19 protein-coding genes are annotated in these 20,258 nt (G+C 30.2%); 14 read left to right on the forward strand and 5 right to left on the reverse strand.

The window, feature by feature from the left end; genetic code table 11:
• Window positions 1–171 precede the first annotated feature (171 nt).
• From LQK79_RS11495 to aroQ, 9 genes are all read left to right on the forward strand, one after another.
• Entirely contained in the window at window positions 172–321 is a 150-nt protein-coding gene (locus LQK79_RS11495) for a hypothetical protein (RefSeq protein ID WP_231016658.1), read from the forward strand.
• Between the two features lie 103 nt (window positions 322–424).
• Window positions 425–1,438: a 3-deoxy-7-phosphoheptulonate synthase gene (aroF, locus tag LQK79_RS11500; RefSeq protein ID WP_053242896.1), complete on the forward strand. Its 1,014-nt coding sequence runs from the start codon at window positions 425–427 to the stop codon at window positions 1,436–1,438.
• 26 nt (window positions 1,439–1,464) lie between these two features.
• On the forward strand, window positions 1,465–2,328 hold the full coding sequence (locus LQK79_RS11505; protein WP_231016659.1) for a prephenate dehydrogenase: 864 nt from the start codon (window positions 1,465–1,467) through the stop codon (window positions 2,326–2,328).
• Window positions 2,325–3,386: a 3-dehydroquinate synthase gene (gene aroB / locus LQK79_RS11510; protein ID WP_231016660.1), complete on the forward strand. Its 1,062-nt coding sequence runs from the start codon at window positions 2,325–2,327 to the stop codon at window positions 3,384–3,386. The genes LQK79_RS11505 and aroB overlap by 4 nt, the downstream gene beginning before the upstream one ends.
• Window positions 3,387–3,399: 13 nt before the next feature.
• Entirely contained in the window at window positions 3,400–4,683 is a 1,284-nt protein-coding gene (gene aroA / locus LQK79_RS11515; RefSeq protein ID WP_053242895.1) for a 3-phosphoshikimate 1-carboxyvinyltransferase, read from the forward strand.
• On the forward strand, window positions 4,661–5,740 hold the full coding sequence (aroC, locus tag LQK79_RS11520; protein WP_053242894.1) for a chorismate synthase: 1,080 nt from the start codon (window positions 4,661–4,663) through the stop codon (window positions 5,738–5,740). Before aroA ends, aroC begins: the two co-directional genes overlap by 23 nt.
• Window positions 5,741–5,745: 5 nt before the next feature.
• A complete protein-coding gene (gene aroE, locus LQK79_RS11530; protein ID WP_053242893.1) occupies window positions 5,746–6,858 on the forward strand; it encodes a shikimate dehydrogenase in 1,113 nt (370 codons plus the stop codon).
• On the forward strand, window positions 6,848–7,354 hold the full coding sequence (locus tag LQK79_RS11535) for a shikimate kinase (RefSeq protein ID WP_053243351.1): 507 nt from the start codon (window positions 6,848–6,850) through the stop codon (window positions 7,352–7,354). The genes aroE and LQK79_RS11535 overlap by 11 nt, the downstream gene beginning before the upstream one ends.
• A complete protein-coding gene (gene aroQ / locus LQK79_RS11540; RefSeq protein WP_053242892.1) occupies window positions 7,351–7,785 on the forward strand; it encodes a type II 3-dehydroquinate dehydratase in 435 nt (144 codons plus the stop codon). The genes LQK79_RS11535 and aroQ overlap by 4 nt, the downstream gene beginning before the upstream one ends.
• Here aroQ and LQK79_RS11545 read toward each other — a convergent pair.
• A complete protein-coding gene (locus tag LQK79_RS11545; RefSeq protein ID WP_053242891.1) occupies window positions 7,777–8,409 on the reverse strand; it encodes a RusA family crossover junction endodeoxyribonuclease in 633 nt (210 codons plus the stop codon). The two genes, aroQ and LQK79_RS11545, sit on opposite strands and share 9 nt — an antisense overlap.
• A gap of 213 nt (window positions 8,410–8,622) precedes the next feature.
• Between LQK79_RS11545 and LQK79_RS11550 the strand changes: the two genes are divergently transcribed.
• The 3 genes from LQK79_RS11550 (at window position 8,623) to LQK79_RS11560 (ending at window position 12,099) form a co-directional block, all read left to right on the forward strand.
• On the forward strand, window positions 8,623–10,077 hold the full coding sequence (locus LQK79_RS11550) for a glycoside hydrolase family 1 protein (protein ID WP_231016661.1): 1,455 nt from the start codon (window positions 8,623–8,625) through the stop codon (window positions 10,075–10,077).
• A 208-nt stretch (window positions 10,078–10,285) separates the two neighbouring features.
• Window positions 10,286–11,308, forward strand: coding sequence for a tRNA (adenosine(37)-N6)-threonylcarbamoyltransferase complex transferase subunit TsaD (gene tsaD / locus LQK79_RS11555; RefSeq protein WP_053242890.1), 1,023 nt, complete (start codon window positions 10,286–10,288; stop codon window positions 11,306–11,308).
• A gap of 95 nt (window positions 11,309–11,403) precedes the next feature.
• Window positions 11,404–12,099, forward strand: a complete 696-nt coding sequence (locus LQK79_RS11560; protein WP_231016662.1) for a hypothetical protein — start codon at window positions 11,404–11,406, stop codon at window positions 12,097–12,099.
• 231 nt (window positions 12,100–12,330) lie between these two features.
• Here the strand turns inward: LQK79_RS11560 and LQK79_RS11565 are convergent, their stop codons facing one another.
• The 4 genes from LQK79_RS11565 to LQK79_RS11580 form a co-directional block, all read right to left on the reverse strand.
• The gene (locus tag LQK79_RS11565; RefSeq protein ID WP_231016663.1) at window positions 12,331–12,582 is read right to left on the reverse strand and encodes a hypothetical protein; all 252 of its coding nucleotides are present in this window, start codon (window positions 12,580–12,582) and stop codon (window positions 12,331–12,333) included.
• A gap of 1 nt (window position 12,583) precedes the next feature.
• The gene (locus LQK79_RS11570; RefSeq protein WP_231016664.1) at window positions 12,584–14,098 is read right to left on the reverse strand and encodes a hypothetical protein; all 1,515 of its coding nucleotides are present in this window, start codon (window positions 14,096–14,098) and stop codon (window positions 12,584–12,586) included.
• Window positions 14,099–14,218: 120 nt separating this feature from the next.
• Entirely contained in the window at window positions 14,219–15,031 is an 813-nt protein-coding gene (locus LQK79_RS11575; RefSeq protein WP_231016665.1) for a hypothetical protein, read from the reverse strand.
• A gap of 212 nt (window positions 15,032–15,243) precedes the next feature.
• Complete coding sequence (locus LQK79_RS11580; protein ID WP_231016666.1) at window positions 15,244–17,508, reverse strand: ATP-dependent Clp protease ATP-binding subunit; 2,265 nt, start codon at window positions 17,506–17,508, stop codon at window positions 15,244–15,246.
• A 183-nt stretch (window positions 17,509–17,691) separates the two neighbouring features.
• Between LQK79_RS11580 and LQK79_RS11585 the strand changes: the two genes are divergently transcribed.
• Both LQK79_RS11585 and LQK79_RS11590 read left to right on the forward strand, forming a co-directional pair.
• Entirely contained in the window at window positions 17,692–18,663 is a 972-nt protein-coding gene (locus LQK79_RS11585; protein ID WP_231016667.1) for an NAD(P)/FAD-dependent oxidoreductase, read from the forward strand.
• A 251-nt stretch (window positions 18,664–18,914) separates the two neighbouring features.
• Window positions 18,915–20,117: a sugar ABC transporter substrate-binding protein gene (locus LQK79_RS11590; RefSeq protein WP_053242114.1), complete on the forward strand. Its 1,203-nt coding sequence runs from the start codon at window positions 18,915–18,917 to the stop codon at window positions 20,115–20,117.
• Window positions 20,118–20,258: the final 141 nt, after the last annotated feature.

Raw genomic sequence — 20,258 nt, forward strand, 5'->3', positions numbered from 1 at the left:
TTATACTATAAATTTTGTTTTTGAGGACATAATCAAATGTGGTACACTAAGACATTATCACTTTTCAATCATAATTATATTATCAAAACAACCCTTCGTTGTTGACATAAATATTATGTGTGTTATAATTACCTCAAAGCGATTCTTAAAAATTAATTGGAGTGATTACTTATGAAAAACTTTAGAAAGGCAAATACAACTAAAAACTTTTATTACTTTAGCTTGGGCTATTATTACTTTAGTGGCGCTGGCATTTTTTCATACAAAAAAATAAAAGATTTTCTTTCTAATGGGTTTTACAAGTTAAATTATATATATTGATACACTTACGAATATTTGATATTCTTTTGTTAAAATATAGAGCTCATTAAAGAGCTCTATTTTTTTTATAAAAATAATAAGTAAATGGAAGGGGCTAATTTTTATGGTAGTTATATTAAAGCACAACGTAGAAGAAAATGAAATTGCAAGAATGAAAGGTATTCTAGAGAGATATGGATGTAAGGTAACTGTAATGAATGGAAAGGATTATGTGGTTTTAGGATTACTTGGAGATACAAGTGATGTTAATATAGAACAAATACAGGCTTGTGAAAGTGTCGATAGAGTAATGAGAGTACAAGAACCTTATAAAAAAGCAAATAGAGCTTTTCATCCTGAAAATACAGTAGTAGATGTATGTGGAATAAAAATAGGTGGAAATAAAGTGCCTGTTATAGCAGGACCATGTTCGGTTGAAAGTGAAGAGCAAATTATTGAAATAGCTAAAAGTGTAAAGGCAAGTGGAGCCTCATTTTTAAGAGGTGGTGCTTTTAAACCAAGGACTTCACCATACAGCTTTCAAGGGTTAAGAGAAGAAGGACTTGATTTATTAAAGCTTGCAAGGAAGGAAACAGGTCTTCCTATAGTAACAGAAATAATGTCAGCAGATATGATTGATAGGTTTGTTGAGGATGTAGATATTATTCAAGTTGGAGCAAGAAATATGCAAAATTTCGAACTTTTAAAGCAGCTTGGAAAAACAAGAAAACCAATACTTTTAAAAAGAGGATTAAGTGCTACAGTAGAAGAATTTTTAATGTCTGCCGAGTATATAATGGCTGGTGGAAACGAAAATGTAATTTTATGTGAAAGGGGAATAAGAACGTTTGAAACTTATACTAGAAATACCCTTGATTTAAGTATAATACCAGCTATAAAAAAATTAAGCCATTTGCCAATAATAATTGATCCAAGTCACGCAGCAGGATTATGGTGGATGGTTGAACCAATGTCAAAGGCAGCAATAGCAGCAGGCGCTGATGGACTTATAATAGAAGTGCATAATGATCCAGAACATGCTTTGTGCGATGGACAACAGTCAATAAAGCCTAAGAAATTTGATGCACTTATGGGAAAACTTAAGGCTATTGCAGCAGTTGAAGATAGAGAAATGTAATAAGTATGGGGTTGAAGGTGAATTAAATGCAGAAAATTCTTAATATTAATATAACCGTCATTGGTTTGGGGCTTATAGGCGGATCTTACGCTATGGCATTTAAAGAAATTAATAATGGACACGTATGGGGCGTGGACACAAATGAAAACACCTTGAAAAAGGCAGCCCATATGAAAATAATAGATGAGGGATATTGTGACTCTTCAGCACATATCCCTATCGAAAAATCAGATGTTATTATTATTGCAGTATATCCACAGGCTGCTGTAAACATAATAGAGAAAAATGCGAAAAGTTTTAAAAAAGAGGCTATAATTACAGATGTTCTTGGAATAAAGGGGAATAATATAAATATAATTCAAAGTATTTTAAATGGATATGATGTAGAATTTATAGGAGGACATCCAATGGCGGGAAAAGAATCCAGCGGATTTGAGTATGCCTCTAAAGATATATTTAAGGGAGCAAATTATATCTTAACACCAACTGAAAAAAATAAAAAAACAACTATAGATTACATGGAAGATTTAATAAGAGCAATTGGATTTGAAAATATTTCTATTGTTACACCAGAAAAGCATGATAAGTTAATTGCTGTAACAAGTCAGCTTCCACATGTAATAGCTTTATCGCTTATAAACTCAAAAGGAGTAGATAAAAATATAAAAAATTTTGTGGGTGGAAGTTTTAAAGATGAATCTAGAGTGGCTAGCATAAATCCAGAGCTCTGGTGTGAACTCTTTTTAAGTAATAAGGATAATTTATTAAAGTCTATTGATGAATTTCAAGAAAGCATTGCGGATATAAAAGAAGCAATTGAAAATGATGATTCAGAAAGACTTAAGACCATCATGAAAAATGCAGCTGTAAAAAAGGGGGAATTAAATTGAAAACTTTAAATATTAATTTAGCAGATGCAAACTATAATATCTATATAAAAAATGGAATTATAGATAACTTAGAAGAAGAAATATCTAAAGTTTACTCAGGGCAAAAAATTGTAGTTATAACTGATGAAAACATAGAAAAGTTATATTATGAAAGATTATGCAAAAGTTTAAAAAAATATGATTTGCATAAAATAGTAATTAAGCCTGGAGAAAAAAGCAAAAGTATAGAAACTCTTACAGAAGTATATTCTAGACTTGCGGAGGTTAAGATTTCAAGAAGCGATTTAATAATTGCTTTTGGTGGAGGTGTAGTTGGAGATCTTGGCGGTTTTGCAGCAGCTACATTCTTAAGAGGCATTTCCTACATTCAAATTCCAACATCTCTTTTAGCACAAATAGACAGCAGCATAGGAGGAAAAGTAGCAGTTGACCTTAAAGAAGGTAAAAATTTAGTAGGAAACTTTTATCATCCTAAAGCTGTATTCATTGATCCAACTCTATTAAAAACACTAAGTACAAGATTTCTCCATGATGGCATGGGAGAAGTTATAAAATATGGGGCAATAAGAAATAAGGAACTATTTTATAAGTTAATGAATTTTAAAGATGACAGTGAACTTTTAGAAAATATAGAAGATATAATATATAGTTGCTGCAGCATTAAAAAAGCTGTAGTTGAAAATGATGAAAAAGACAATGGCGAGAGAATGATACTTAATTTTGGACACACTATAGGCCATGCTGTTGAAGAATTTTTTAATTATGAAAAGTACACTCACGGAGAAGGTGTTGCGTATGGTATGTATGCAATAACTAAAAACAGTGAAGAACTTGGACTTACAGAAAAGGAAACTGCTTTAGATATAAAAAAGGTTTTAGAGAAATATAATTTAAGTTACAATATAGAAGGACTTAATAAGGATAAGATAATTGAAACAGCAGCATTAGATAAAAAGACAAGAGGAGACTTTATAAATATAATTTTAATTAAGAATATAGGCGAATGCTTTATAAAAAAGATAAAAAAATCAGAGATGGATAAATATTTAAAGGTTTAAAGGGGTGTACAGATTGAGATGCGTTAAAATAAATCCTTCGAGCTTGGAAGGAATTGTAAAAATACCAGCTTCTAAAAGTCTATGCCATAGGTCTATAATATGTGCTTCACTTTCAAAGGAGGAAAGTGCTATAGAAAATTTGATTTATTCAAAAGATATTGATGCTACCTTGGGCTGTATGAAGGAACTTGGAGCTTACATTTCTTATTTTGATAATAAGAATAAAGTAATTATTAAAGGTGGAAAAACCAGCGAGGATGTGGAAAAGCAGCTTAATTGCTGTGAATCTGGCTCTACATTAAGATTTTTGATTCCAGTATCACTTTTATACAATGGAAAATCCACTTTTTATGGTAAGGGCAAGTTGTCTAAAAGACCTTTAGAACCTTATTTTAATATATTTGATGAACAGAGTATAGAATATTCACATCCTAAAATGGAATTTCTTCCTCTTAGCATAAATGGGGATTTAAAGCCAGGTACATTTAAGCTTAAGGGAAATATAAGTTCTCAGTTTATAAGTGGACTTATGTTTTCACTTCCATTACTTAATGGAGATTCAAAAATAGAAATAACAACACCGCTTGAATCTATTGGATATATAGATATGACTATAGATATGCTCAAAAAATTTGGTGTGGTTATTGCAAATAATGATTATAAGAGTTTTTACATAAAAGGAAATCAAAATTACAAAGGCCAAAATTATAGAGTTGAAGGAGACTTTTCGCAAGCTGCATTTTGGCTTGTAGCAGGAATCTTAAATGGAAATATAGTATGTGAAGATTTGAATGCTAGTTCACTTCAAGGCGATAAAGCTATAGTAAAGCTTATAAAAGCTATGGGCGGAGATATAGATACAAATAAATTTAGTACCAAAACTTCAAATACTAAAGGAATTACCATTGATGCATCTCAATGTCCGGACTTAGTTCCAATTTTGACTGTTTTAGCAGCATTAAGCAGTGGAACTACCGAAATAATAAATGCTGAAAGACTTAGAATAAAAGAATCAGATAGACTTAGTGCAATAAGCACAGAGCTTAATAAAATAGGTGCAGAAGTAATTGAAAAGAAAGATGGACTTATAATACATGGAAAGAAAACTTTAAAAGGCGGAAAAGTTCAAAGCTGGAATGATCACAGAATAGCTATGGCTTTAGCAATTGCATCCTTAAAATGTGAAGAGGAGCTTGTAATAGAAGGAAGTGAATGTGTAGAAAAATCATATCCACAGTTCTTTTACGATTTTAAAAAACTTGGAGGCGATGTAGATGAGTGGTGTGTGGGGAAATAAAATACAAGTATCTATATTTGGAGAATCACATGGAAAAGCTATAGGCATTGTAATTGACGGACTAGAACCAGGAGTAGAGCTTGATATGGAAGCTATAAATAAGGAAATGGCAAGAAGAGCCCCTGGCAAGAATAAGTTTTCTACTCAGAGAAAAGAAGGAGATGAAGTGCAAATTGTAAGTGGTTTTTTTAATGGAAAAACTACAGGAACTCCACTTACAGCACTTATATGGAATAGTAATCAACATTCAAGTGATTACAGCAATATAAAAGATACACCAAGACCGGGACATGCGGATTATACTGGCTTTGTAAAATATGAAGGCTTTAATGACTATAGAGGAGGCGGACATTTTTCTGGAAGAATTACAGCGCCTCTGGTTTTTGCAGGAGCTGTTGCAAAGCAGATTCTAATGAAAAAAAACATAATAATAGGAAGTCATATTTTAAGCATTCATGACATTAAAGAAAAGTATTTTGATAAAGTCAATATAAATAAAGAAACTCTTGAGGAACTTGTAAGTAAGGAATTTCCTGTAATGGATGATGCAAAAGGCTTAGAAATGAAAAAGGCAATACTTAAAGTAAAAGATGAACTTGATTCTGTAGGAGGAGTTATTGAATGCTGTGCTTTAAATTTGCCAGTAGGTTTAGGTGATCCATTTTTTGATTCTGTTGAAAGCACTTTGAGTCACTTGTTATTTTCTGTTCCGGCAGTTAAGGGAGTGGAGTTTGGTTTGGGTTTTGATATAGCTAAACTTAAAGGCTCTGAAGCAAACGACGAGTACTATTATGATGAAGATAAGAATATAAAAACTTATACAAACAATAATGGAGGAATACTTGGAGGAATAACAAACGGAATGCCTTTGATATTTAGAGCAGCTATCAAGCCAACGGCATCAATATATAGAAAACAAAAAACAGTAAATTTGAAAACAAAGGAAAATGACGACATAGCTATTATTGGAAGGCATGACCCATGCATTACGCTTAGAGCAGTTCCGGTTATAGAAGCAGTATGTGCAATTGGTATTCTTGATATTATTTCGAGGTGATAAAGATGAATGAACTTGACAATATAAGAAATGAAATCGATGAAGTGGATAGGAAATTAACTAAGCTTTTTGAAAAGAGAATGGAGCTTGTAAAGAAAGTTGCAGACTACAAAAAGAAAAATAATCTTCCAGTGCTTAATTCTAAAAGAGAAAAAGAGGTTATAACTAAAAATATTTCTTATTTAAAGAATAAAGAACTTTCAAATTCATTGGAAGCTCTCTTTATAAATCTTATGAATGTAAGCAAAAAATTAGAAGAAAATGAAATGGGACAAAAAGAGAAAGAAGGCTCTGAAATTTATGGTCTTTTGGGTGAAAAGCTTGGACATAGTTTTTCACCAGAAATCCATGAATCTGTATTTCAAAAATCCGATAAAAAAGCTATATATAACTTATTTGAAATTCCTAAGGATAAATTAAAAGAAGCATTGGAAGGTTTTAAACTTATAAGCTGCAAAGGAATTAATGTAACAATACCATACAAAACTGATGTTATTAAATTTTTAGATTATATATCTAAAGAAGCTGAAAATATAGGGGCAGTAAATACCTTGAAGTTTTCAGAAAACAAACTAGGAGGGTACAATACTGATTATATAGGTTTTGGAAAAATGCTTGAAAAGTTTGATGTAAAAGTTCGAGATTCAATTTGTGCAGTATTAGGAAGCGGCGGGGCAGCAAAAGCCGTAATACAATATCTTTCTGATAATAAGTGCAAAAAGTTATATATTGTAAGTAGAAATCCAGAAAAAGCTTTGAGTGAATTCGGTAATTATGAAATTATAGATTATAAAGAACTTGGCAACATTAAAAATGGAGATATTATAGTAAACTGTACACCAGCTGGGATGTTTCCTAAGACGGGAGTTTCACCAGTAAATAAAGAAATTGTAGCTAGATTTTCCACAGCAGTTGACCTTATATACAATCCTCTTGAAACAGAATTTCTAAAGCATGCAAGAGAAAGCAAGGTTAAGGCTGTTAATGGTCTTTATATGCTCGTTAGTCAGGCTATTGCTTCAGAAGAGATTTGGAATGATACTCTAATTGATGAAGAAATTGTAGATGAGATATATGAAAGCTTGATTGAAAAGGTGAGCGGCCATGGTGAAAAATAATGTGATTTTAATAGGCATGCCTGGATGCGGTAAAACAACTATAGGTAAAATTTTGTCAGAAAAAATTAAAATGAAATTTATTGATATTGATGAGTATATAGAGAAAACTGAAAAAAAGAGTATTTCGGATATTTTTAAAGATGGAGAAGAGGTATTTAGAAATATTGAAAGTAAAACCGTAATAGAGCTATCTAGCATGAACAATATGATTATATCAACAGGAGGAGGAGTCATAAAAAGAAGAAAAAATATGACTGTCTTAAGTGGAAAAGGAATAATTGTATTTATAAACAGACCTCTTAATAAAATAATGAGTGATGTAGATACAGAAACGAGGCCGCTTCTTAAAGAAGGAAAAGAGAAATTAAAAAAACTTTATAAAGAAAGATTTGAACTCTATAAAGAGTACTGTGACTTTGAAGTACTTAATGATGAAAATGTTGAAAAGGTAATAGAGCATATAAGAATTGAACTGGAAAAGAGGGGGATAATATGAATATATTAGTTGTAAATGGACCTAACATCAATTTTTTGGGGATAAGAGAAAAAAATATATATGGAAAAAATACTTATAAAGATTTATGCGAATATATACAAAACGAAGGTAAAAACCTTGAGGCAAATGTAGAAGTGGTTCAAAGCAATTCAGAAGGAGAAATTATAGATTTTCTTCAAGATGCGTACAATAAAAAGGTAGATGGTATTGTCATAAATCCAGGAGCTTATACTCACTATAGTATAGCAATATATGATGCTATAAAAGGTGTGAATATTCCTACTGTAGAGGTTCATATAAGCAATATTCATACAAGAGAAGAGTTTAGAAGGAAATCTGTCACTGCTCCTGCTTGTATTGGTCAGATATGTGGATTTGGTTTTTACGGATATATTATGGCAATAATGGCACTTAAAAATAATTTACAGTAACTTAGAAAAACAATTCTTACATATTATAAGTTTGCCGCTGTTTGCAGATATGCAGTTTGATTTAGAAACAACTTTTCCACATACTTGGCATACTATGGAATTGTCATCTTTAGCTTCAGCTTTATGCTTTAAAAGAGATGAAACGGAAGCTTTTTTTCTATTTGGTGGAGGACCGTATAATATAGGTTCTTCCTCTTCTTTTCTTTCAAGTACGGAATAGCTAATTTTAAATTTACTTTCTGCAAAAAGTTCAAGTTCAAATCTAGGGTTTTTATTATCATAAAATTCTTCTATTATAATTCGTCTTATTTGAGCGTCATTCACTATTATTCCGCTTTTTTCAACCCCGTCAAATATGCTTTTTGTTATGTTATTTGTATCTGGGTGTCTTTTTTTACTTTTATAGAAAACCTTGAGTATTGCTATAACAGCTTCATCGATTAAAGTATCTGGGTTTTGACTGCGGGCCGCGTAAGCTATTTGTTCTTCATATAAGGCATATCTATCGTGGTACTTACCAGAATTATATGGTAAAATAGCTCTTCCGTTTACATTAAACAATTTGAAATTTGATTTTGAAATTGGTGAACCATCAACTACTATCTTTGCATATTTATTCTTCATGTGATACTCCCTGTTTATATTCGTATAATAAATTTATTGTATTTAATTTTTTGTTAAGCTACATTAAATATTATAACACAAACATATGTTCAGTTTAAATATAGGTATACAAATTTTATATAGTAATGTTATTAAATCTATTGCAATGAAAACGGTTAACATGTATGATAATATATATTACGAAATATATTTATTAAATTAGGAGGAAGAGCTATGCAACATTTAATTAATGGATTTCCAGATGGATTTTTATGGGGTGGGGCAACGGCAGCTAACCAATTTGAAGGTGGATATGATGAGGACGGAAGAGGGCTTAGTGGTGCTGATGTTTTAACTGGTGGAACTCATACAACTTCTAGAAAAATTACTCCCGTTTTAGATGAAAATGAATATTATCCAAATCATGAGGGTATAGATTTTTATCATAGGTATAAAGAAGATATAAAACTGTTTGCTGAAATGGGCTTTAAAGTATTTAGGTTGTCTATAGCGTGGTCAAGAATATTTCCAAATGGGGATGATGATAAACCCAATGAGGAAGGGTTAAAGTTTTATGATAACGTATTTAAGGAACTTAAAAAATACAATATTGAGCCTTTGGTTACTATATCACATTATGAGGCGCCATTTAGTCTAACTAAGAAGTACAATGGGTGGGCAGATAGAAGGCTAGTGGATTTTTTTGTTAGATACTGTGATGTTATTTTTAATAGATATAAGGATGTTGTAAAGTACTGGCTTACTTTTAATGAAATTAATTGTTTGACGACACCTTTTGGAACATTTATGGGTGGAGCAATTATGCCAAAAGGAAATGGAGAACTTAATAATATAGAGTTTGATGATGAGCAGCTTAGATTTCAAGCACTTCATCACCAGTTTATAGCAAGTGCAAAGGCGGTAAAACTAGGACATGAAATAAATAATAATTTTAAAATAGGGTGTATGATAGCTTACATGTGTACATATCCACTTACTTGTAATCCAGACGATTTACTTCTGGCTCAAGAAAAGGATAATATTAATAACTTTTTATGTTCGGATGTACAGGTAAGAGGAGAATACCCAGGATTTGCAAAAAGATATTTTAAAGAAAATAATATAAACATAGCTATGGAAGAAAATGATGATAAAGTTTTAAAAGAAGGTTGTGTTGATTTTTATACTTTTAGCTATTATAGTTCAAACTGCGTAAGTGCTGAAGGAAATAAGGATAAATCAAAAGGAAATGTTTCAACTGGATTAAAAAATCCATATTTAAAAGCAAGTGCTTGGGATTGGCAAATTGATTCTAAGGGATTAAGATGGTCTTTAAATAATATTTATAATAGATATAGAATTCCATTAATGGTTGTTGAAAATGGTTTAGGGGCTGTTGATACGATTGAAGAGGATGGTTCCATTAATGATGATTATAGAATCAAATACTTAAGAGAGCATATTGAGCAAATGAAAGAGGCCATAATAGATGGAGTTGACTTAATCGCATATACAACTTGGGGTTGTATAGACTTAGTAAGCGCAGGAACTGGTGAAATGAAAAAGCGTTATGGCTTTATATACGTAGATAAGGATAATGAAGGAAAAGGAACTTTAAGTAGGTTAAAAAAGAAAAGCTTTTACTGGTACAAGAAAGTCATAGCTACAAATGGTGAAGAATTAGATTAAGCCAACCGAATTTAGGCGAAGTAATAGTATTTTGGAATCTTTTTATATTGTATAAGGTTTATAAGACTTTTTCATTGTGATAAAATATATAAAGTGCATAAAAGTGAAACCACTGCAGCATTTAAAATATTTATACTTTAAAATTATAGTGCATACATAGTTTTAGATTAGCTGGTTTTGCTTACAAAGTAATTTGGAGGAAATTTTAATGAAAAAGGATATAGTTGTACTTGGAATAGAAAGCAGTTGTGATGAAACTGCTGCATCGATTGTTATAAATGGAAGAAAGGTTTTATCAAATGTAATATCATCTCAAATAGATATTCATACGAAATTTGGTGGAGTGGTGCCGGAAGTAGCTTCAAGAAAACACATTGAAAATATTTCTTTTGTAGTTGAAAAAGCACTTAGTGATGCAAATATGACATTAGATGACATAGATGTTGTCGGTGTTACATATGGACCGGGGCTTGTTGGAGCACTTTTAGTTGGACTTCAATATGCAAAAGGGCTTGCTTATTCTGCACATAAAACTTTTGTAGGTGTAAATCACATAGAAGGGCACATAAGTGCAAATTTCATAGAATATCCTGAACTTGAGCCACCATTTATGTGCCTAGTTGTATCGGGAGGACATACGTTTATAGTTTATATGAAGGATTACGGAGAGTTTGAAGTAATAGGGCAAACAAGAGATGATGCGGCAGGGGAAGCTTTTGATAAAATTGCAAGAGCAATTGGACTTGGTTATCCAGGAGGACCTAAAATAGAGAAAGTTTCAAAAGAAGGTAACCCGGATGCTATCAAATTCCCAAGAGCAAATTTTCATGATAATTCTCTTGATTTTTCATTTAGTGGACTTAAATCAGCAGTGCTTGGATACTTAAATACAAAAAAGATGAAAAATGAGGATATAAGTGAGAAAGATGTTGCAGCTTCTTTTCAAAAGTCTGTAGTTGATTTTCTTGTGGATAATACTATGAAAGCTTGTAAAATTAAAAAGGTTAATAGAATAGCAGTAGCAGGAGGAGTGGCATCAAATTCATTTTTAAGGGAAAAAATGATACAAGAAGGAGAAAAACTTGGAATAAAAGTAATGGTGCCAAGACCAATCTTGTGTACAGATAATGGAGCAATGATAGCCAGTGCAGCTTATTTTGAATATAAAAAAGGGAGGACAGCTTCTTTTGACATAAATGCAATTCCAAACCTAAAATTAGGCGAAAGATAAAATACTTATTGTAAAAAAACGGAAATTATGCTATAATATGTATTGTATTACTAGAGATATACCATTATAGAGTATTTAAGAGGTGATGAATACATATGGTAGCTGAGTTAAATATAAAAAAACGCAGCGAAAAAAGAAGTTATAGAAAGCAAAAGACTTATAGGATTTACAGATTTTTAGAAAAACACATATTTATAATAGTATGGGTAATGATTTTGATTGTGCTTTTGATTGGAAGTGTGTTCCCTTATATATATTATAAAAATTTAGGAAAAACATATATATCAATAAAAACAATTTTTTACTGTACTATTATAGGTATGTCAATGGGATGTTTTCTTACTGTTTGGGCTAGGATGAGTTATGCTAAAAAAATAAGTGATATAAAATCTAGAGAAAGTGTAAGAAATTATTCCAGACTTATTAAAGCAGATATGGAAAGGACAAATAGACTTTTTAAAAATAAACGGTTCACTCTTGTAAAAATAAGCAGTATAACAGTCATGAAAAATTGGATTGAAGCTTTTGCTAAAATTTCATCAAAGCTTACAAGATTAGAAATGCAGCAATTTTTTAACTATTACTCACAAATAGACAAGCTATCTGAATATGAAACTAGAATAAATAAGCATCTTGAGATTATGCAGTGTGGAGCACTTAAAGACTATCCATATATGAAAGAATATAAAGAGCTTATAAAATGTTTTACAATTGAGATAGACATTCTTTTTAAGGTTGACTCAGAATTGATAAGAGAAAAACTTGTAAAGCTTTGTGACGGAGAGTTTTAATATATAGCTGGAATGCATGAAATTTTTAAATTAAATTGTTTAGTATTTTTACAAGTAATTTAGAAAGGCTTAGAAAAAAGAGCACAGAGTAGAGAGCACAGAGTACAGTGAAGGATGATTTTCTTCCGTTTCACTGCAGAAAATCTTAAAACTTAATAAATAAAAAATTAGGGGGTTGTTGTGATAATAATCAACAGCCCTATTTTGTAGATAATTAATTAGAATATAAATTTAGGATGGATCATGAGCCCAATAACCGCCGCCATCTTCGATACTCAAATCGTGGCTTGTATCACCATCACCATCTCGCCAGTATCCATCAACATCTGTACCATCATCTGTAATATAGCCATCTACCCAGTGTGGAGAAACGAAATGCATATCCTCTGGGTCATCTAGGTTTTCATCTGCACATATATCTTGTGGAATCTGATTAATAGAATCAATAAAAGAGCTTAAATTTTCAAATGGATCTAGCAACATATTATTTTCCTCCTTCTAATTGTTTGTAATATTCGGCTCTAGTTAGTCTTTTTACATTACTTCCCGAACTTTGTAAAAAGTTAGTTTCATATTTTGATGTTTTATCAAGTATGTATCTTACTAAAATTTGCTTGCGTTTTAAGAGGTTATCATCTATGGATGTTTCTAAAAATAGTTTGTTATTTTCTGTACATACTTTTAAAAATTTTATATCATCATTACTATAAAAAGGAGTTATAGAACCTGCTAAATTGGCAACCATTTCATTTATATCAGCAATATATCTAGGCATCATTTTATCTATAAATGTATATAATGAGTTAATAGTATTATTTAAATATATATTAATTTTTGATTCTTCCATATTGTCATTAATTTTTTCTCTATCCAATTGATCAAATATACCACTTCCGTTTATACCAGCGCCTACTAAAAAGTTAATACCTCCAGTGATAAGAGTTAGTCCAGCGTATATTAAAGAATTTCTTCCAAATCTTTTTCTGCTTGCTTTATTTATTGCTTCCCTTATATCAAGTTCAGGATACACATAAGATGTTAAATGATTCAATTCATTTATACAACTATTAATATGTGTATTTATTTGATTATAAGCTAATGTCATTTCTCTTTGTAATATATCAAAGGATGCTTTAAATTTAGGATTAGCATCTTTTGATTGTTCTGAAAATAATTCTGTTGAAAAATATGCCGAAAATTCCATAAGCGAATTTTTATATTCTTTGAGATCATTGTATAAAATATTAATTATCTTTATTTTATCATCTTTTTTCAAGGAATCAACAGTTCTATTTTCTCCAATTATATTATTTAAGGCGAGTTTTAATCCAACTGGTAAAGAAAAATAGTAAAATATTATTATATCTCTCAAAGATTTAGACCAAACATAATATGTGGAATTTAAATCATTTAATGAAGCTAATTTTGAATGTATCCATTTTTTCAATAAGCTCATATATAAATCATTACTTAAAATTACAGTATATTGAGATGAAGAATTTATCTGAAGTTTGATAATGTCATTATATTGATTATCTAGCAAATCAAAAGATTTAATATTTTTATAATTAATAGTGTATTCATCAGTGCAATTAATAAATTTTATGCAATTTTCAAACATACTTATTTTTAACAAATAATAAATATCATTTTTTAGAATAAAACAGTAATTATCATTTAATTCAGATATGCCGTTTACTGAATTAAGATTAAAAATATTGTTAGCTGAAAGTATACCTGTTTTATAGTCTATATAAATATCAGAAGAGTAAGGATTATTTATTAATGTACATTCATCTAAATTTAAAACTAATTTGGGTACACATATATTGTAGTCTAATATTTTAATATATTTATTGCTGATTAAAATTAAATTTTTATTGTAAATGGAAATATCTTTATAGTTAGAAACACTTAAGGAATGTAAGTTTACTGTTTGCTTGCAGGTTTGTTCACAATAAATTGTATCTTCAGAATTGATGTGATTAAATAAGAGCATGTGTTGATCAATTTTTAGATAATCATTTTTTATAGTTTGATAAGTGATTTCATTAAAGAATATAAATTTAAGGTCAATAATATCGTTGATTTCATCTGAAAAAGCTGTTATAGAGCATTGCTACCATTCATTTTGAAAATTTATGCTTTTAATGAATCTCACATAAAATTTTTTATTATCTTCTCCTATTATTGTAAAGCTGTCATTAGTGTAGTTTATGTCTACTACTGAAAAATTATTATTTGTGTACATTATAGCTGGTAAGCTTGTATAATCTATTAAAAAATTATTTGTTTTAAGAGAAAGTTTTAAATAATCCTTTATGGATATGGTAGCCTTTATTCTTGTTAAATATGGACTTAACTGAAATTTACATGAATCTTTAAGGAATGAGTATTCTATAGAACTCCAAACGGTAGATTTTGAATCTGCAAAAAGGCCACCTTCATCATAGCTTATAAGGTTGCCTAAATTAGTTATATAAAGATATTTGTTTCCGATTATAGATTTATCACTTAAATTATATGTAAAATTATTAAACTCACCAACTATTATCTCACTTGGCTTAAGTTTTTTATTTACAGCAGAGATTGTACAAACAACATCAAAATTAATATCACAACCATTAAAATTCCCTAATATTTGTTTTGAATCTTCATTGTATGAGGGTGTTTTTAATACAGATAGTAAAGCATTGCATATATCCTCAAACGTATTTAATTCAAATGTATTAAATGCTATAATACTTTCACGATTTATTGTAGCTAAAACTTTTATTGCAAAATTATATGCAACCTTATTTTTTGGCAACCTTATTTTTACTGAAATTTCATCACATGTTTTTTCAAATTCACCATTTTTAATATTTGCAATAAAAGTTTTAATAGAATCTTTTTTCTGTTTATCGTTTGTTTTGTTATTCTTATCCTTCATGATAAAATCCCCTTTAATAATTTTTTATGCTTTGATTCAACGTTAGAGGAATTATATAAAAACAAACGTAAAGCTATAATATTTACGTTCGTTTTGTATATGCTATTAGTATAGTTAAAGCATTAAAGATATAACTTAAGCATTCATGACAAAGAACTGATATCAATTATTATAAAACTTTATAATGAGCCTAAATGTTCCTTGATTTAAGCTTATTCAAAGTTCACTTTTCCATCTTTCATATATATTTTTATGCGGTTAACGTTTTTGAATTCACCTTTTAAATAAAGTTCTGCAAGTTCATCTTCTATATATTTCTGTATAGTTCTTCTTAATGGACGTGCACCATATTTTTTATCATATCCTTTTTCCAAGATAAAATCTTTTACGTCATCAGAAACTTCTATATCAATATTTTTTTCTTTTCCTTCTCTTAAAATTTCTTTAAGCATTAAGTCTATGATTTGTTTTAACTCTATTTTATTTAACTCTGTAAAAATTATGGTTTCGTCTATTCTGTTTAAGAATTCTGGTCTAAAAGTTTCTTTTAAAACATCATCAACTCTATTTGAAAGAGAAACATAATTATCTCTTGTAAAACCAATACCATTTGATTTTAAACTTGTTCCTGCATTTGAAGTCATTATTATAACTGTATTTTCAAAGTGAACTGTACGACCTTGACTATCTGTAAGTCTACCATCCTCAAGGATTTGAAGAAGTATATTAAACACATCTGGGTGAGCTTTTTCAATCTCATCAAGAAGTATTACAGAATAAGGGTTACGCCTTACTTTTTCAGTTAACTGTCCGCCGTTATCATATCCAACATATCCTGGAGGGGCTCCTATAAGCTTTGATACTGTGTGCTTTTCCATGTATTCAGACATGTCAATTCTTATTAATGAATTACTATTTTCAAATAATTCTTCTGCTAAGGTTTTAACAAGTTCTGTTTTACCAACCCCAGTAGGACCAACAAAAATGAAAGAAGCGGGTTTTCTTAATTTCTTAAATCCAGAACGATTTCTCCTTATAGTCTTTGCTACGCTTGATACAGCTTCATTTTGCCCTATTATTTTTTTATGAAGTCTTTCTTCTAAGTTTAAAAGTTTTTCGGCCTCAATTTCTGTTATCTTTTTTACTGGAATTTTAGTCCATGATTCTACAACGGAGGCAACATCATCTAGAGTGAGAACAATATTTTTATATTGATTTTTAAAGTTATCTATTTTATCCTGTATTCTGCATTGTTCAACTTTGAATTCAGCAGCTTTTTCAAAGTCATTGTTTTGAGAAGCATTTTCTATTTGAGCTTCTATTTTTTTCATTTCCTCATTTAAAGCTTCAAGTTCAACAAGGCCTTTATTCCTAAGATTAGCTCTTGAACCAGCTTCATCTATTACATCAATTGCTTTGTCTGGCAAAAATCTATCTGAAATGTATCTATCAGATAATTTTACAGCAGCATCTATTATCTCATCTGGTATTATTATTTTATGGTAATCTTCGTAATAACCTTTAATGCCTTTTAATATTTCAATAGTTTCCTCAGGAGAAGGTTCATCTACAAATACAGGTTGAAACCTTCTTTCAAGTGCAGAATCTTTTTCTATATATTTCCTATATTCTTCTATTGTTGTAGCACCAATTACTTGAAGTTCACCTTTGGCAAGCGATGGCTTTAAGATATTTGCAGCGTTTAACGAGCCACTTTCTGCATTTCCAGCTCCTATGATGTTGTGAATTTCATCAATTATAAGAATTATATTTCCATACTGTTTTACCTCATCTATGATGCCTTTCATTCTAGCCTCAAACTGTCCTCTAAATTGAGTTCCGGCAACTACTGAATTAAGTTCCAAAAGGTAAACCTCAGTATCATAAAATCTTACAGGAACTTTTTTTTCTGATATTCTAACAGCTAAACCTTCAGCTATAGCAGTTTTTCCTACACCAGCTTCGCCTATTAATATAGGATTATTTTTTGTTCTTCTATTTAAAATTTGAATAACTCTATCAATTTCTCTTTGACGGCCAATTACTTTATCAATTTTATTATTTTTAGCTTTTTCTGTTAAATTAGTACCGTAGGCATCAAGATACTTTTTCCTTTTAGCCTTTTTTGGCTTAGAATCTTTTTTATTTGTAGTAGTTTCAGAAACCTTTTCTTCTTCAGGTATATCTTGAGATTCACCTGATATAGCATTGTTAAAAAGATTCATTATAGAGTTGCCAGACTCATCTGATATAATTTTATTTAAATCTATATTTCCAAGCATTTCATTCATTTGTTCGTTTAAATTTTCAAAATCTTCTTCTTTCATATCTTTTGTGTCAACCATTTGAGTTAAAGGTGAAATGCCCATTTTTTTTGCACATGGAAGGCATAATCCAACTAAATCCTGTTTTCCATTTACAATTTTATTTGTAAATATAACAGCTACATTTTTTTTGCATACTGAACATTTAATCATAAGTATCATCTCCAATATTCACGTTTACAACTATAAATTGCTTATTATATACATTATACCAGAAAAAAGAAATAAGTATATTAATAATCTTAAACTATATTATTAACATATAAAGAAAAGTATATTTTATTATTGAAAAAATTATATAGTTAGGCTAGAATTGTTGTGTATGGAGGGGTGTCGATGACAAGATATGATTTGGTTATTATAGGAGGGGGAGCAGCTGGGCTCATGTCTGCAATTTCAGCTAGTGAAGCTGCAGTTAAAAATATTCTTATAATTGAAAGAGAAGATAGGCTTGGAGGAATTTTAAACCAGTGCATACATAATGGATTTGGTGATGAAAGAACTACTGGGCCTGAATATGCAAATAAACTAAAAAATAGAATTATAGATATGAAAATAGAATATAAAGTTAATACGACAGTAATTGATATGGATAATAGGATGAATATAACAGCTGTAAATGAAAGTGATGGAGTACTTGAAATAAAAGCAAAAGCTGTAATATTTGCTGTAGGATTTAGAGAAAAAACAAAAAGTAATATATTTTTTCATAGAACACATTGCTCTGGTATTTTTTCTGCATTAACAGCACAAAAGTTTATTAATATAGAAGGATATATGCCTGGAAATAATGCTGTAATACTAGGATCAGAGGATATTGCACTTATACTTGCAAGGAGGATGACTATAGAAGGGGCAGAGGTTAAGGCTGTAATTGAAAGAGGAGACAGATGTGTTGGTAATAAAAAGAATGAAAAGGAATGTTTAAGAGATTTTAATATTCCACTTTTAACAAAGAATACAGTAACAAAAATAAAAAGTAATGGAAGAATTGAAGGAGTGTATGTGGCTCAGTTAGATGAAAATAATGAAGTAATTAAAGATAGTGCAAAGTTCATGAAATGTGATGCTCTTATTTTAGCATTAGGATTTTCACCAGAAAATGAGCTAATGATAAAGGCAAATGTTTCACTTTCAAAGATTTCAGGTTCACCCTATGTAGATATGAATTTGGAAACAAGTGTAAGTGGAATTTTTGCTTGCGGAAATGTTATTCATCAGCATGATTATGTAGAAAGTATTGCTGATGAAGCATACAAAGCTGGTATAAATGCTGCAAATTTTATCTTTAAAAATATAAGTGAGTAATAATTTTACTTATATTTTTTTTGTAGGTTTATCTAAAATTACTTTGGGAAACCGTTTGCTGGAATAATAATGAATAAAATGTCATATGCGACACAAAGTATATTTATTATACATAAATATACTTATAAAAAAAATATAAAAACGTTATCAAAAGCTATTGACTAATGAAAAAATAAACTATATAATAATAATGTACTGCAAACGGTTGCATGAAATAATTAATATATATCATTTTTAAGGGGGAAATTAAAATGAAAAAGTATGCAAAAGTAATTGCTTCTGTGCTCACTACTATGGTAGTAGCTACTACACTAGTTGGATGTGGTTCATCATCAAGTACTTCAAGTAAAAAAACTGGACAGACTATAACTGTATGGTCACATTTAGATGGTCCTGAAATACCAGAACTTAGAAAAGAATGTGAGGCCTGGGCTAAAAAGACAGGAAATAAAGTTAAAGTTTCAAAAGACTCAAATGAGTTTAATAAACTTGTTGTTGTAGCTAAAAGTCCAAAAGCTCCGGATGTAATGATAGGAATTGCTCATGATAATACTGGTGCTTTCGTTAAAGCAGGAATATTGGATGAGGTACCTTCTGGAACTATAAATGACAGCGATTATTTAAGTGATAGCGTTGTGAATGCTGGTAAATATCAAGGAAAACAGTATGGAGTTCCATTCTTCACTGAAACATATGCATTATTCTATAATAAGGATAAAGTAAAGAATCCACCTAAAACTTGGGATGACTTAATAACACAAGCAAAGCAAGTTGGATTTGAATATGATGTAACAAACTTCTACTATTCATATGGATTGATTTCTTCAACAGGTGGATATATGTTTAAGAATAACAATGGAGCTTTAGATACTAAGGATGTTGGATTAGGAACTCAAGCAATTCCAGGATTAAAATTAATTAATGATTTATTTAAAGATGGATTTATGAAATCTAGTATTACTGGTGATATAGCTAAGGGAGATTTCCAAAGTAAGAAAACTGGCCTTTATATTAGTGGACCTTGGGATGTTGATCCACTTAAGAAAGCCGGAGTAAATTTTGGAATAGTAAAGCTTCCTCAAGTAGATGGTAAAGATTTTAAATCACTTATGGGAGTTCAAGTTGGAATGGTTCTTAAAAATTCAAAGAATAAATCACTTTCTTGGGATTTAATGAAATACCTTCAAAAGGATGAGAATTTAACTGCACTTGGAAAGGTAGGAAACAGACTTCCAGCTAAAAAGTCAATACAGGTAACTGATGAAAATTCTAAAGCTTTCTTAGAGCAAGCTAAAAATGCTGAGGCAATGCCTAATGTTCCTGAAGTATCAGCAGTTTGGGATCCAGCAAAAAATGCACTTCAATTACTTGCTACTGGAAAATCAACTCCAGAAGCAGCAGCAAAAGCTATGGAGGATAATGTAACTAAAGGAATAAAAACAATGGCAAACTAAACATACGCGGGGTTTGGGCGTAAGCCCATTATCCTTCTAGAATTAGATATCGGAGCTTTTTATAATACGCGGGGTTTGGGCGTAAGCCCATTATCCTTCTAGAATTAGATATCGGAGCTTTTTATAATACGCGGGGTTTGG

The organism is Clostridium guangxiense, from assembly GCF_021043395.1.
GTDB classification, from domain to species: Bacteria; Bacillota; Clostridia; order Clostridiales; family Clostridiaceae; genus Clostridium_S; species Clostridium_S guangxiense.

Coding starts and splice junctions, on each gene's coding strand:
- LQK79_RS11495 (WP_231016658.1), top strand. CDS start 172: ATGAAAAACTTTAGAAAGGCAAATACAACTAAAAACTTTTATTACTTT.
- aroF (WP_053242896.1), top strand. CDS start 425: ATGGTAGTTATATTAAAGCACAACGTAGAAGAAAATGAAATTGCAAGA.
- LQK79_RS11505 (WP_231016659.1), top strand. CDS start 1,465: ATGCAGAAAATTCTTAATATTAATATAACCGTCATTGGTTTGGGGCTT.
- aroC (WP_053242894.1), top strand. CDS start 4,661: ATGAGTGGTGTGTGGGGAAATAAAATACAAGTATCTATATTTGGAGAA.
- aroE (WP_053242893.1), top strand. CDS start 5,746: ATGAATGAACTTGACAATATAAGAAATGAAATCGATGAAGTGGATAGG.
- aroQ (WP_053242892.1), top strand. CDS start 7,351: ATGAATATATTAGTTGTAAATGGACCTAACATCAATTTTTTGGGGATA.
- LQK79_RS11545 (WP_053242891.1), bottom strand. CDS start 8,409: ATGAAGAATAAATATGCAAAGATAGTAGTTGATGGTTCACCAATTTCA.
- LQK79_RS11550 (WP_231016661.1), top strand. CDS start 8,623: ATGCAACATTTAATTAATGGATTTCCAGATGGATTTTTATGGGGTGGG.
- tsaD (WP_053242890.1), top strand. CDS start 10,286: ATGAAAAAGGATATAGTTGTACTTGGAATAGAAAGCAGTTGTGATGAA.
- LQK79_RS11560 (WP_231016662.1), top strand. CDS start 11,404: ATGGTAGCTGAGTTAAATATAAAAAAACGCAGCGAAAAAAGAAGTTAT.
- LQK79_RS11565 (WP_231016663.1), bottom strand. CDS start 12,582: ATGTTGCTAGATCCATTTGAAAATTTAAGCTCTTTTATTGATTCTATT.
- LQK79_RS11570 (WP_231016664.1), bottom strand. CDS start 14,098: ATGCTCTTATTTAATCACATCAATTCTGAAGATACAATTTATTGTGAA.
- LQK79_RS11575 (WP_231016665.1), bottom strand. CDS start 15,031: ATGAAGGATAAGAATAACAAAACAAACGATAAACAGAAAAAAGATTCT.
- LQK79_RS11580 (WP_231016666.1), bottom strand. CDS start 17,508: ATGATTAAATGTTCAGTATGCAAAAAAAATGTAGCTGTTATATTTACA.
- LQK79_RS11585 (WP_231016667.1), top strand. CDS start 17,692: ATGACAAGATATGATTTGGTTATTATAGGAGGGGGAGCAGCTGGGCTC.
- LQK79_RS11590 (WP_053242114.1), top strand. CDS start 18,915: ATGAAAAAGTATGCAAAAGTAATTGCTTCTGTGCTCACTACTATGGTA.